At 60.7% G+C, this 12,972-nt stretch carries 9 protein-coding genes; 4 read left to right on the top strand and 5 right to left on the bottom strand.

Annotation, left to right across the window (positions count from 1 at the left end):
- Positions 1-259 precede the first annotated feature (259 nt).
- Complete coding sequence (locus ACZ5DH_RS00545) at positions 260-1,336, top strand: NAD(P)H-dependent amine dehydrogenase family protein (RefSeq protein ID WP_464255234.1); 1,077 nt, start codon at positions 260-262, stop codon at positions 1,334-1,336.
- Positions 1,337-1,734: 398 nt separating this feature from the next.
- Here ACZ5DH_RS00545 and ACZ5DH_RS00540 read toward each other — a convergent pair whose 3' ends face one another.
- The 5 genes from ACZ5DH_RS00540 to ACZ5DH_RS00520 form a co-directional block, all read right to left on the bottom strand.
- Entirely contained in the window at positions 1,735-2,445 is a 711-nt protein-coding gene (locus ACZ5DH_RS00540; RefSeq protein WP_464255233.1) for an ABC transporter ATP-binding protein, read from the bottom strand.
- Positions 2,446-2,448: 3 nt separating this feature from the next.
- Positions 2,449-3,219 carry an ABC transporter ATP-binding protein gene (locus tag ACZ5DH_RS00535; RefSeq protein ID WP_464255232.1) on the bottom strand — a complete coding sequence of 257 codons (771 nt, stop codon included), beginning with the start codon at positions 3,217-3,219 and terminating at the stop codon, positions 2,449-2,451.
- Positions 3,216-4,265, bottom strand: a complete 1,050-nt coding sequence (locus ACZ5DH_RS00530) for a branched-chain amino acid ABC transporter permease (protein WP_464255231.1) — start codon at positions 4,263-4,265, stop codon at positions 3,216-3,218. The genes ACZ5DH_RS00535 and ACZ5DH_RS00530 overlap by 4 nt, the downstream gene beginning before the upstream one ends.
- The gene (locus ACZ5DH_RS00525) at positions 4,262-5,167 is read right to left on the bottom strand and encodes a branched-chain amino acid ABC transporter permease (protein ID WP_464256577.1); all 906 of its coding nucleotides are present in this window, start codon (positions 5,165-5,167) and stop codon (positions 4,262-4,264) included. Before ACZ5DH_RS00525 ends, ACZ5DH_RS00530 begins: the two co-directional genes overlap by 4 nt.
- Before the next feature lie 207 nt (positions 5,168-5,374).
- A complete protein-coding gene (locus tag ACZ5DH_RS00520) occupies positions 5,375-6,496 on the bottom strand; it encodes a branched-chain amino acid ABC transporter substrate-binding protein (protein WP_464255230.1) in 1,122 nt (373 codons plus the stop codon).
- Between the two features lie 889 nt (positions 6,497-7,385).
- Between ACZ5DH_RS00520 and ACZ5DH_RS00515 the strand changes: the two genes are divergently transcribed.
- The 3 genes from ACZ5DH_RS00515 to ACZ5DH_RS00505 all read left to right on the top strand — a co-directional run bounded on the left by ACZ5DH_RS00515 (position 7,386) and on the right by ACZ5DH_RS00505 (position 12,760).
- The gene (locus ACZ5DH_RS00515) at positions 7,386-9,551 is read left to right on the top strand and encodes an amylo-alpha-1,6-glucosidase (protein ID WP_464255229.1); all 2,166 of its coding nucleotides are present in this window, start codon (positions 7,386-7,388) and stop codon (positions 9,549-9,551) included.
- A gap of 435 nt (positions 9,552-9,986) precedes the next feature.
- Positions 9,987-11,342, top strand: a complete 1,356-nt coding sequence (locus ACZ5DH_RS00510) for a glycosyltransferase (protein ID WP_464255228.1) — start codon at positions 9,987-9,989, stop codon at positions 11,340-11,342.
- The gene (locus ACZ5DH_RS00505; RefSeq protein ID WP_464255227.1) at positions 11,342-12,760 is read left to right on the top strand and encodes a glycoside hydrolase family 57 protein; all 1,419 of its coding nucleotides are present in this window, start codon (positions 11,342-11,344) and stop codon (positions 12,758-12,760) included. Before ACZ5DH_RS00510 ends, ACZ5DH_RS00505 begins: the two co-directional genes overlap by 1 nt.
- The last annotated feature ends 212 nt before the right edge of the window (positions 12,761-12,972 follow it).

Below are 12,972 nucleotides of genomic sequence, written 5' to 3'. Positions count from 1 at the left end.
ACGCCATCGGCCACACTCGCGCAAACCAGCCCTCTTGCCTTTTTTCCTGTGGCAACACAGGCTTTGAGAAAATATTCTCAAAGCCTATTGTCATTCACTATACTTCACAACTATTCAAATACACAAAGCTTTTTATTTCCCAAGGCGTTTGCGCTCACTGGTGACAGTGAAGTTCCACCTTGCATTAGGTCGTGGAGTTGATAAGCTCTATTTGAAAACAATTTTCAATTAATCCCCATTTCCAAACCAGGAGAAATCCATGAGCACACTACGGATAGCCCAGTATGGTTGCGGAAAAATGTCGCGATACTCCATGCGCTACGTATACGAAAAAGGGGCGGAGATCGTGGCCGCCTTTGATGTGAACCCGGCTGTCATTGGGCGTGACATCGGCTCCATCATGGGTTGCGAAAACAAGGGCGTTCTTGTGCAGGATGCGTCCGAGGCGGCTCAAACCCTGGCCCGGCTCAAACCGGACGCCTGCCTTGTCACCACCATGAGCCTTTTGCGCGATCTGCGGGAACCCCTCATGACCTGCGCCCAATGCGGCGTCAACGCCATCACCATTTGCGAGGAAGCCATCTACCCCATGAACTCCTCGCCGGCCCTCACCCGCGAAATTGACGCGCTGGCCAAAAAGAACGGCTGCACCATCTGCGGCACGGGCTATCAGGACGTTTTCTGGGGCAACCTCATTGCCACCCTGGCCGGGGCCATGCACACCATCAAAAAAATTCGCGGCAAGTCCAGCTATAATGTGGAGGATTACGGCATAGCCCTGGCCAAGGCGCACGGCGCCGGCCTTGACCTTGAGGCTTTTGACAGGGACATCGCCTCGGCGGACAATATTCCCGAATCCCAGCGCAAGGCCCTTATTGAAAAGGGCGAGTTCCTGCCCTCCTACATGTGGAACGTCAACGGCTGGCTGGCGGCCCGGCTGGGGCTCACAGTCACCGGACAGACGCAGAAATGCGTGCCCATGACCCATTCCACAGAACTCAAGTCTTCCACTCTGGGCATGACCATTCCCGCCGGATACGCCACGGGCATGTCCGCAGTGGTCACCACCGAAACGCGGGAAGGCGTCACCATCGAGAGCGAGTGCATAGGCAAGGTCTACGCGCCGGATGAGGTTGACCGCAACGACTGGACGCTCATGGGCGAGCCCGACACCCAGGTGGTCATCACCCAGCCCGCCACCGTGGAACTGACCTGCGCAACCCTGGTGAACCGCATTCCCGATCTTATCAACGCCGCGTCCGGCTATGTGACCACAGACCAGATGCCCGTAAACAGTTACCGGGTGAAGCCGCTGGACTATTACGTCAACAAATAGCCAGATCCAGCTCGCCCCAAGCGCACAAAAAAGGCCCGTCCTTGCAACAAGGACGGGCCTTTTCAAATGAACAACTGGTGATGTGAATCCGGCATGCACGCCGTCCAACAGGCGCTGCGGGCGGCAATGCTGCGGTGCCGCTGCGGGCGAGGACGGGAATCACTGCGGACTTGGAGCAGATGAGCGTTGAGGTGATGCGATACCCTGGAAGGCGCACCCTCTGCATACCCGGCTCGAATCAGGGCGCACTTTGTGATATACTGAAATATAGTAAGTGTTTTAGGGGGTGGGGGCGTGGGGGAGGAGACCCTTTTGCAAAAGGGTCCCTCCCCCACAAAGTATTTCAAAAAGAAGCGCCACGCACTGTACGCGGCAACGAGCAACCATGTGTGCGAGCCCTACCCGCCGAGGTACGCCTCGCGCACACTGGCATTGTTGAGCAGGCTCTGGGCCTTGTCTTCCATAACGACCTTGCCCACTTCCAGCACATAGCCGCGCGATGCCAGCTTGAGGGCCGCGCGGGCGTTCTGCTCCACCAGCAGCACCGTGACGCCGCGCTTGTTGATGGCCCTCACGGTCTCGAAGATGGAGCGCACCAGCAGGGGCGCCAGGCCCAGGGAAGGCTCGTCAAGCAGCAGGAGGCGCGGTTCGGCCATGAGCGCCCGGCCTATGGCCAGCATCTGCTGCTCGCCGCCCGAAAGCGTGCCCGCGAGCTGATCCTTGCGCTCAAGCAGACGCGGAAAAAGGTCGAATATCCATTCAAGGGTGCGTTCCTTGCGGGTCTTGTCTTCAATGCAGAAGGCCCCGAGCCGCAGGTTTTCAAGCACGCTCATGACGCCGAAAACCCGCCGTCCCTCGGGCGACTGGGCAATGCCCAGGCCCACGACCTTGTGGCTTGGCAGACGCAGCAGATCCTGCCCGTCGAAAAGAATCTCGCCCGACGAGGGCCGCACAAGGCCGCTGATGGAAAGCAGTGTAGTGCTTTTGCCAGCGCCGTTGGCTCCGAGAATGGTGACAATCTCGCCCTCTTCCACACGCAGGTCGATGCCGTGCAGCACTTCGACGCTGCCATAGCTCACCCGTATGTTCGACAGTTGCAGCAGGGACATGGCTTACCACTTCTCGTCTTCTACGCCCAGGTAGGCTTCAACCACGGCCGGATTGCGGCGCACGGCCTCCGGCTCGCCCTGGGCGATCATGGTGCCGTGTTCCAGCACCACCAGTTTTTCACAGATTTTCATGACCAGGCGCATGTCGTGCTCGATGAGCAGCACGGTGATGCCCCTGTCGCGGATGGCCGCGATGGTGTCCACAAGCGCGGCGGTTTCCTGGTCGTTCATGCCGCCAGCGGGCTCGTCAAGAATGAGCAGGCGCGGGTCGGAGGCCAGGGCGCGGGCGACTTCGAGCAGCCGCTGGTTGCCGTAGGAAAGCCCCCCGGCGGCCTCGGCATGGCGGTCAGCCAGGCCCACAAAGCGCAGTTCCTCCATACAGCGGGCCACGGCGGCGCGCTCTTCGCGGCGCTGCCAGGGCAGATGCAGCATGCAGGACAGCATGCCCGATTTCATGCGGCAATGCCGCCCGGCCAGAACGTTTTCCAGCACTGACAGCTTGCCGAACAGGCGGATGCTCTGAAAGGTGCGGGCTATGCCCAGCTCCACCACCCTGTGGGGGCGCAACCCGGCCACGGGCTCGCCGTCAAAGAAGATACGGCCTTTCTCCGGCGTGTAGTTGCCTGTGATGCAGTTGAATACCGTGGTCTTGCCCGCTCCATTGGGGCCGATGAGCCCCACCACGCTGCCCGCCTCCACGCTGAAGGTCAGGTCGTTGACAGCCACAAGACCGCCGAAAATCTTGGTAATTTCCTGCAAGCGCAAAAGACTCATGCGGTCCTCCCGCCGGGGGCCTGTACGTCGCTTGCAGCAGCGACGGCAGATCCGGCCTCCCGGCTGCCGGAGCCAGGCCCGGAACCGTCATCGGCTCCGTTTTCCGCCAATGATTTCACATGGTAGCGACGGCGGCGCGGGGGCAGCAGCCCCTGAGGACGCCACACCATCATGATCATCATGGCCAGACCGAAAATAAGCATGCGCGCATTGGAAAACTCACGCAGCAGTTCCGGCAGGCCGATGAAAAGAAAGGCGCTGATAAGCACGCCAATCTGGCTGCCGCCCGAAAGAATGACCACCGCAAAAATAATGACGGATTCCATAAAACTGAAAGATTCCGGTGAAATGGTCGTCATTTTCGCGGCATAGAGCGTACCGGCCATGCCCGCCCAGAACGCGCCCAGCACAAAGGCCATGAGCTTGTAGTGGGTGACGTTCACCCCGCAGCCTTCGGCGGCCACGTCGTCTTCCTTGATGTAGTTCAGGGCGCGGCCAAAGCGTGAATGCCACAGGCCGTAGAAAAGCAGCAGACTTACGGCCACCATGCCCCACACCAGATAGTAGAACTGTATGCCCTTGACGATCCTGAAGCCGAAAAAGCTGGGCCGGCTGATGCCGAAAATGCCGTTGGCCCCGCCCGTGAGGCCGAAAACGTCGTTGATAAGGGCTATGCGCACAATTTCCACAATACCGATGGTGACGATAAGCAGGTAGTCGCCGCGCAGGTGGATGATGGGCCGTGCCACCAGCAGGGCAAAGAGGGCCGCCGCTGCCCCGGCAATGGGCATGGTCCAGAATATGGGCCACTGGCAGAGGGTGTTCAGTATGGCGGTGACATACGCGCCCACGGCAAAAAAGGCCGCGTGCCCCATATGAAAGATGCCCGCCTGCCCCAGAATGACGTTGAGCGACAGCGAAAGCAGCGCGTAAAGGCCGATGCTCACGCACACGTCGGTCCAGTAGGCGTTGCTGAAGAGGGGCAGCGCGCAGATGACGGCCGCCAGAGCGACCCTGACGGCAATGCGTATGGGCTCTGTTATCATAGCTTGTCCGCCGTGCGCTCGCCCAGAATGCCCGTGGGGCGGATGATAAGAATGAGAATAAGCACAAAGAAGGCGATGGCGTCCTTCCACGCAATGGCGATATAACCCGCGGCCAGGGCCTCGATAACGCCCAGCAGAAGACCGCCGATCATGGCTCCGGGAATATTGCCTATGCCGCCCAGAATGGCGGCGGTAAAGGCCTTGAGGCCGTACGTCCAGCCCATGGTAAAGTCGATCTGCCCGTAGTAGATGCCCACCATAAGCCCGGCGGCGCCGCCAAGCCCCGGCCCGATAAGAAAGACCAGACTGATGATGCGGTCCACGTTGATGCCCATAAGCTGCGCCGCGCCAGGGTCAATGGCCACTGCGCGGATGGCCGCGCCGGTGCGTGAACGCTGGATAAAGGCCCAGAGGCCAAGCATGAGGATGACGCTGGCCGCAATGACCAGCAGGCGCACGCCGGGAACGGCCAGACCGAACATCTGCACCGTGAAGTCGGGCCTGAGGTAGTCGGGGTAGACGTAAAAGCGCGCGCCGTAGATGAGCATGATGGCGTTCTGAAAAAATATGGAAGCCCCAAGGGCCGAAACAACGGCGGAAAGACGGTTTGCTTTCCGCAAGGGCCGGTAGGCCGTACGCTCCAGAAGAAAACCGATGATCGCGACCAGCAGGGCGACCATGACAAAGACGGCCAGCACAGCCAGCATGGGGCTGAGCATGCCTGAAAAATTGCAGCTCACAAGCAGGGTCAGACCAAGGTAGGCCCCAATGGTGAAGAGGTCGCCGTGCGCGAAGTTGATAAGCTTCAGCACGCCGTACACCATCGTGTATCCCAGGGCCACCAGGGCATAGATGCCGCCCACGGCAAGACCGTTCAAAAGCTGTTGTAAAAACTGTTCCATAAAGCGTTGTACCCTTGCCACGCTCCGGCAGCCGGGGAGGCTCGCCGGGAAGAGCGCGATTCCGCCGCTGGAGCCGCACAGGTCGGCTCCCATTTGCGCACCTGGGCGGCGGACCGGAAAAACCGGGCCGCCGCCATGGGCGTTGATTACGTATTGACTGTTTTCGCGCCGCTGAAACGCAGGCGCGGGGCACACTGTACGGCCAGTTTACTTGGGCTGCAAGACAAATACGCCCTTACCGTCAACCACGTAGGTGCGATAGAACTCGCCCACGCGGTCGCCCTTGGCGTCAAACCCAAGGTTGCCGGAAAGACCGGGCATGCCCTTGAGGTTTTTCAGCCATGCGGCGATGGCTTCAGGCTTGTCATTGCCAGCGGCAAGGGCCGCTTCAATAACCTTGAAGGCGTCGCCAGCCAGCACGGCCCACACGGAAACGGGCACCGTGTTGTACTTGGCCTTGAAGGCGTCAAGAAAAGCCTTGGCCTCGGCGGTGTCCATATCCTGCGGCAGGGGCGGACTGATGAAGAAATAGCCTTCCGCCGCCTCATTGCCCGCAATCTTCACCAGATCCTGATGGTTGGCGGCATCGCCGCCCATCATGGGCACGGGCCAGCCCATTTCTTTTTTCTGGCGCAGCAGCATGCCCGTTTCCGGGTAGTAGCCGGTGAAGAACACAAGATCGGGCTTGGCGGACTTGAGTTTGGTCAGAATGGCCGTGTAATCGCGCTCTCCGGGGGTAAGAGCGTCATAAAAGACCACCTTGACGCCGTCCTTGTCCAGGGCGGCCTTGGTTTCTTCAGCCAGGCCCTTGGCATAGGAGGAATTGTCGTGCAGCAGCGCCACAGCCTTGTAGCCGCCCTTCACAATGGCGGCGGCGGCAGCGCGGCCCTGCGCGTCGTCACGGGGACAGGTGCGGAAGAAAAGGGGCAGGCCCTTTTCCGTCAGACGCACGCTGGTGGAGCCCGTGCCTATCTGCACCAGCTGGGCTTCATCCAGAATGTTCTGGCTTGCCTCGGTAACAGCGGAGCCATAGGTGCCGATAACGGCCACCACTCCGGCCGAAGCCAGTTTTTGCGCGGCCAGCGCGGCGGTACGCGGATCGCCCGCGTCGTCTTCCACCACAATCCTGACCTGACGGCCATTAATGCCGCCCTTGGCATTCACATCGTCAGCCAGCAGACTGACGATGTTCTTCATGTCCTGCCCTTCAGAGGCCCATTTACCCGTGAGCGGGCACATGAGACCGATTTTGACGTCTCCGGCAAGAGCCGCCACGGGCACCAGCAGAGTGAGGGTCAGAGCCCCAAGCAAACGACCAAGTGCTTTCATAAAAATCCCCCGTCCGTTGTGCGATGATGATAGTAACAAAATAGCATACCCTAAAACGCAAGAAAGAAAAAGCCCGGATTTTTTGCCCGTAATCCCTGCCGATACAGCCGAAAATACCCTTAAGGGCTACCTTAAGGGACACGACGGCGCGTTTTTTCGGGCGTTCTTTGGGGCGCACGCCGATGTGACGGGCGAAGCGGGCGTTGAAACCACGGCACGGTAAAAGCGCGTAAATAGCGCCGCAACTACCCCGCGCCAAACCGTGCGCGCCATAAGCCTGCCGTGGCCCTGGCGTGGCACAACCCTGGTCAGACACAGCCTGGAGTGGCGATTCTTTGGGAAGGGTAATCCGCCCTGCCGGGTGGTTGCGTGTTGCCACGCCAGGCCGCCGTGCGGGCAGACGCCTTCCGGATACAGCGTAAACGCAATGTTTTTGCGTTGTTAGGTGCCGAGAAAACGTGACTTGAACGTTGCAAATGCATATTCACAAAACCTGTCCGCTCTGGAAGAAAAATCGCGCAACTGAACGGGCATGCACTGACCATCCCGCCTGTACGATTCTGCCACAATTCTGAAGCAAAGCTGTAAAACTCGACAGATATAAAAACATGCTGTACGATAAACTCCAAAGAGGCAGGAAAGGTGCAGTCGCCCTGTGCGCGGCATGCGCCGCAACCGTGCTTCGGGCAGAAACTTGCTGATGGCGATTCAAAGGCATTGCATGATGAAGCGCTGCCGCAGGTATTCTTTCCGCCCTGCCCACACGGCCTTTTCTGCCGCCCGGTTCCACACCCTCAGCAGTCTCACACAGGCCCGCTGCGACCTCGCCGCCCCCTCCTCGCCTCACGCAGCGCACTTCCCATAAGCACCCGTACCGCCAGGAGGCTGTATGCGGTTCAGCTTTGACAAGGCCGCCTGCCAGAACACCCGCAGGGCGTTGCGCAAGGAATGGCTGCTCACCAATGGCCTTGGCGATTACGCCAGCAGCACCATCCTTTGCTGCAATACGCGGAAATACCACGGCCTGCTCACGGTCAACACGCCCTATGGCCGCCATGTGCTGCTTTCCGCCCTTGAAGAATCCATCCTGGGCGGCGGCAAGGAATTCACGCTTTCCACACGCCAGCATCCCGGCACGCTCTACCCCCACGGCCACGACTATCTTGAGGCATTCCGCCTGGATCAGTGGCCCCAGTGCGTCTACCGCGTTGGCGACGTGCGCCTGTGCCGCGAAGTCCAGCTTGTCCGGGGGCAAAGCCTGCTTCTGATGCGCTGGAGCGTGCGCGGGCCAACCCCCGTACCACCGCTGACGCTACGCCTGCGCCCCCTGCTGGCCTACCGCAATTTTCACAAGCTTACCCACGCCAATCCCGACCTGCGCGCGGAAACCACCCCACTGCCCGACGGCTTCAGCATCACCCCCTACGAGGGCCTGCCCACGCTCTACATCCAGTGCCAGACGAGCCAGAAGCATTCTTTCACGCCACGTCCGGACTGGTGCCGCAATGTGGAATACCTTGAAGAGCGTGAGCGCGGCTTCCCCTACAGCGAAGACCTCTTTATGCCGGGCGTGCTTGACGTGGGCATGCCCCCCCTTGCCGACGGCGCGGAAAGCTGCGTCTATCTGGCGGTGGGAACACGTCCCTGCGGGCAGGACCTGCACCAGATGTGGGATGCAGCCAGCCATGAACGCACCAAGGCCCACAAGGCCAGCATCGGACTCACGGGACACCTGAGCCAGGCCGGACGCCAGTTCTGCATCGAATCCCCGTCGGGACGACCCGAGGTGCTGGCGGGCTACCACTGGTTTGACGCCTGGGGCCGCGACACGCTCATCAGCCTGCCGGGCCTGACCTTTCATGCTGGCCGTACGGATTTTGGCCTGCGCGTTCTGGCCGAAATGGGCAGACATGTCGAAGACGGGCTCATCCCCAACATGTTTTCGCCGCAGGGCGACCACGCATACAACTCCGTGGACGCCGCCCTGTGGTACGCCTTTGCGCTGCAAAGCTGCCTTGAGGTGGACGCCGGGCAACTCGCCTGGGTGCGTGAAAATGCCTGGCCCGCGCTCAAGGCGGTCATTTCCGGCTACCGCGCGGGCGAGGGCAGGGCCAGGCAGCTGGACATACATGTGGACGCCGAGGGCCTGCTGCACGCCGGCAACGCCCAGAGCCAGCTCACCTGGATGGACGCGCAGGCCAACAACGCGCCCGTGACGCCACGGCAGGGCTGCCCCGTCGAAATCAATGCCCTCTGGTACAACACCCTGGCCTTTGCGGACCAGCTCGCCGCGCGCTTTGGCGAGGAACCCCTGGCGGGCGACATGCTTTTGCGCCGCATGCGCACGGCATTTTTCCAGCGCTTCTGGGTTTACGGCGGCGGAGGCTATCTTGGCGACGTCTGGCAGAACGGCAAACTCGACGTCAGTGTGCGGCCCAACCAGATTTTCGCGGTTTCCCTGCCCCATCCCGTACTGTCTGAAGACTATCAGGCCCAGGTGGTGGAATGCGTGCGCAACAAACTGCTCACGCCTTACGGACTGCGCACCCTGGCCCCGGACGACCTGCACTACAAGGGACGCTACGACGGCGGCCCGGCCAGCCGGGACGCGGCCTATCACCAGGGCACGGTCTGGCCCTGGCTGCTGGGACACTACGCGGACGCTCTGCTGCGCACGGCCTGGGATATGGATGGTGCGGCCATGGCGCTTCTGGACACGCTCACGCCACTCTACTGCGACCATATTTCCCAGGCGGGCCTGGGCAGCATTTCTGAAGTTTTTGACGGCTCGCCCCCGTACAAACCCAATGGCTGCATCGCCCAGGCCTGGAGTGTGGCCGAATGCCTGCGCCTTTTGCTGCGACTGCAAAAAGCCGCACCCGCTGTCTACGAGCGCTGGCAAAAACTGGCGGCGCACCGCATGGCCCACCCCGTCATTGGCGATACGGCGGGGGTTTGCCGCGTGAGCATGGTTTTGGAGGGCTGCAAAAAAACGCACCAGTGTGCGCCGGTCGCCACACCGGAGGAAGGATCAACCTGCCAGGGCAATTTCTAAATGAAACTGCCTGGCGACCGGGGAACAGGTGTTCGCCGTAAAGGAGCGGGGCAACGCGCTGGCATGCGCCGAAATGGACGAGCTGCAACCTTTGGGAACGCCACTCTCAAACGTGAAGAACTCCGGGCAGATGCCCATTGAAACTGTTTATCTGTCAGCCCCACTTTTTATGGCGGATTTTATGGCGGATTTTTATGAGAATTCGCGCCGCAAAACTGCACAAGGCGTGTCCGGCAAGCCGGGCATTTTCCCGATCGCCCCGCGACCCTGGAAAAACAGCCAGCGAAACTCTGCTTGCACGGCCAGTCTGCTTCGCCGTCAGGCACGTATTTCAAAGTGAAAAGTTCAAACAGGAGCGGAGGAAAGATCTGTGGCGGCCGACAGGAACGGCCGCTGAATCCGGCGGGAGTATCCCCGCCGCATGAGGGAGAATACATGCGAGTGCTTATGTTCGGCTGGGAGTTCCCGCCTCACATCAGCGGAGGTCTGGGCACGGCCTGCTTTGGCATGACCCAGGCCCTGGCCCGCAGGGGAGCGGAAATAATCTTTGTACTGCCCCGTATTGACGACAGCAAGGGACGGGGGGAATTTCTGCGCCTGCGTTCGGCATCCGGAACTCCCATCACTGAAGACCTGGTACAGCGCATGGACTGGGCGCAACAGGAAGTCTGGCGCAACGGCATACGCTGCCTGCCAGTGGACAGTCCGCTCATGCCCTATCTCACCCCGCAGGACTACGTAGGCGCGCTGGGCCGTCTCAGCGGCCGCACCTGCGCGGGCGCACCGTATCGCCTGACACCGCACCAGGCGGGGGAGGAAGAATTCCGTCAATCCCGGTCCTTCACCTATATGCTGCAAGGCGGATACGGCCCCAGCCTTATGGACGAGGTGCTGCGCTACAGCCGCCTGTCCGCGGCCCTGGCTGTTCAGGAAGACTTCGACGTCATCCACGCCCACGACTGGATGACCTATCCAGCGGGCATGCTGGCCAAAACCCTCACGGGCAAACCCCTTGTCGTCCACATTCACGCCACCGAATACGACCGCAGCGGAAGCGACATCAACGAGCAGGTGGCGGGCATTGAACGGGCGGGCATGCTGGCCGCCGACGTTGTGGTGGCCGTGAGCCGCCTGACCCGCAAAACCGTCATCGAACGCTACGGCATACCCCCTGAAAAGGTGATGGTCGTGCATAACGCCGTGGCCCGTCACGAGGCCCAGCGTCATTATCCCATTCCTCCGCGCATACGGCACGAAAAGCGCGTGCTTTTTCTGGGCCGCGTCACCTTTCAGAAAGGGCCGGAATATTTCATGGAAGCCGCACGGCTGGTGCTGCAAAAAATCCCCAACGTGCGTTTTTTCATGGCTGGCAGCGGCGACATGCTGCCACGTCTCATCCGCAGAGCCGGCCAGTTGCGCATGGGCAGCCGCTTTCACTTCGCCGGTTTTCTGCACGGGGAAGAAGTGGACCGCATGTTTGCCCTCAGCGATCTGTACGTCATGCCGTCCGTTTCCGAACCCTTCGGCATAACGCCTCTTGAGGCCATGCTCTACGACGTTCCTGTGCTGCTCTCACGCCAATCGGGCGTATCCGAAGTGCTGGACCATGCCCTTAAAGCCGATTTCTGGGATACCCGCGACATGGCCGACAAAATCTGCGCCGTCTTGCGCTACCCCTGCCTCGCGGCTGAACTCGTTAAAAACTGCCGCGAAGAAATGAAGTCCATCCGTTGGGAAAATGCCGCCGACCAGTTGCTGGCCATTTACCACAACGTACACGGAGGTCGCTAATGACAGCCATATGCCTGTGCTATGAGGTTCACGAACCTTATCAGCTACGCCGCTATACGGTTTTTGATATGGGCCAGAATTCCATCTATGAAGACGACGACCACAACTGCGATGCCATGCTGCGCGCGGCACGCCTGTGTTACCTGCCCGCCAATGAGCTCATGCTCAGGCTCATCCGCCGTTACGGCAAGGACTTTCGCGTGTCCTACGCCATTTCGGGCACGGCTCTCGACCTCTTTGAACAGTACGTTCCTGAAGTGCTTGAAAGCTTTACGGCCCTGGCGCAAACAGGCTGCGTGGAATTTGTGGCCGAGACCGCGCCGCATTCCCTGGCCTTTCTCTATTCCCGCCAGGAGTTTGACCGTCAGGTGCAAACACAGACGGCCCGACTGAAAAAGCTCTTCGGCGTCAAGCCCGTGACCTTCAAGCATACGGAATGCGTGTACAACAACGACCTCGCCGCCGCTGTGGCCGAACTCGGCTTCAAGGCCGTGCTGGCCGAGGGCACGGATCAGGTGCTGGGCTGGCGCAGCGCCAACCACCTGTACCAGCCTGTCAGCGCCCCTGAGCTTGGCCTGCTGCTGCGCAACACCAGCCTTTCCAACGATATCGGCCTGCGCTTTTCCGACACGGCGTGGCCCGCATGGCCCCTTACGGCCGACACTTTTGCCTCCTGGTGCCACGGATTGGCCGATGCAGCCGATGTCATCAACATTATCAACGATTATCACGTGTTCGGCCTGCGCCACAGCAAGGAATCGGGCTTTTTTGACTTTATGGAAGCCCTGCCGGAGGCCCTGCTGGCCCGCAAGGACTTTCACTTCGCCACGCCCGCCATGGCGGTCAAAAAGTTCAAGCCTGTCGGCAAGATGGATATTCCCCAGTTCATATCCTGGGAAGATGAGAGCGGCGACCTCACCGCGTGGCTCGGCAACGACATGCAAAAAGACGCCATACACGCCCTCTACGCCCTGGCCTCACGGGCGGCCCTCAGTGGATCGGCAGAGCTGCGACATGATTTCGACAGGTTGCAGACCGCCGACCACTTCCGCCATATGTCCACCAAATGGTTTTCCAGCGAGGCCCCGGACAGGCCAAGCCCGTTCGGCAGCCCCTACGACGCCTATATCACGTTCATGAACGTTCTGGCGGACTTTGAAATGCGCCTCAAGGCCGTTGAGGAACAGCAAAAGGGTCCCGCCCCGGCAAAGGCTACCCCGGTAAAACGCCGTACAGGCCAAAGCCCCAAGGCGCTGCCCAAGACTGCGGAAAAAGTGCCAGCCAAAAAAACAGCGCCAGGCAAGAAAGCAGCAACGGACAAGAAACAGGCGCCGGGCAAAAAAACCAGCGCAAAGGCCGGGGCCTCCACAAAAGAAAAAAAGCCCGCCGCTTCGACCGCAGGAGCGGATCAGCCTTGAGAATACGTATCGCAAAGGCTGCGGCACGCCCGTGACGGTGCGAAACCGCGCATATGCCCCGCGCGTGCGCCGTCACGGCCAGCGCCCGCACACGCCGCGGCCAGAGCACGTTCGGGCGGCATCCGTCAAGCGGCGAATACGCCATACGGACGGCCGCAGCATTGCCAGTGAAACTGCCCTGAAGCGGACCCCCGACATGACGGGGCCGTTCC

It is taken from the genome of Desulfovibrio simplex (assembly GCF_055387835.1).
Note: the sequence above shows the minus strand (reverse complement) of the source record. Positions and strands in the feature narration are given on the sequence as shown.

Excerpts from the sequence above, each read along its gene's own strand:
- ACZ5DH_RS00505 (WP_464255227.1), top strand. The coding sequence starts at position 11,342 with ATGACAGCCATATGCCTGTGCTATGAGGTTCACGAACCTTATCAGCTA.
- ACZ5DH_RS00530 (WP_464255231.1), bottom strand. The coding sequence starts at position 4,265 with ATGATAACAGAGCCCATACGCATTGCCGTCAGGGTCGCTCTGGCGGCC.
- ACZ5DH_RS00540 (WP_464255233.1), bottom strand. The coding sequence starts at position 2,445 with ATGTCCCTGCTGCAACTGTCGAACATACGGGTGAGCTATGGCAGCGTC.
- ACZ5DH_RS00525 (WP_464256577.1), bottom strand. The coding sequence starts at position 5,167 with ATGGAACAGTTTTTACAACAGCTTTTGAACGGTCTTGCCGTGGGCGGC.
- ACZ5DH_RS00545 (WP_464255234.1), top strand. The coding sequence starts at position 260 with ATGAGCACACTACGGATAGCCCAGTATGGTTGCGGAAAAATGTCGCGA.
- ACZ5DH_RS00510 (WP_464255228.1), top strand. The coding sequence starts at position 9,987 with ATGCGAGTGCTTATGTTCGGCTGGGAGTTCCCGCCTCACATCAGCGGA.
- ACZ5DH_RS00520 (WP_464255230.1), bottom strand. The coding sequence starts at position 6,496 with ATGAAAGCACTTGGTCGTTTGCTTGGGGCTCTGACCCTCACTCTGCTG.
- ACZ5DH_RS00515 (WP_464255229.1), top strand. The coding sequence starts at position 7,386 with ATGCGGTTCAGCTTTGACAAGGCCGCCTGCCAGAACACCCGCAGGGCG.
- ACZ5DH_RS00535 (WP_464255232.1), bottom strand. The coding sequence starts at position 3,219 with ATGAGTCTTTTGCGCTTGCAGGAAATTACCAAGATTTTCGGCGGTCTT.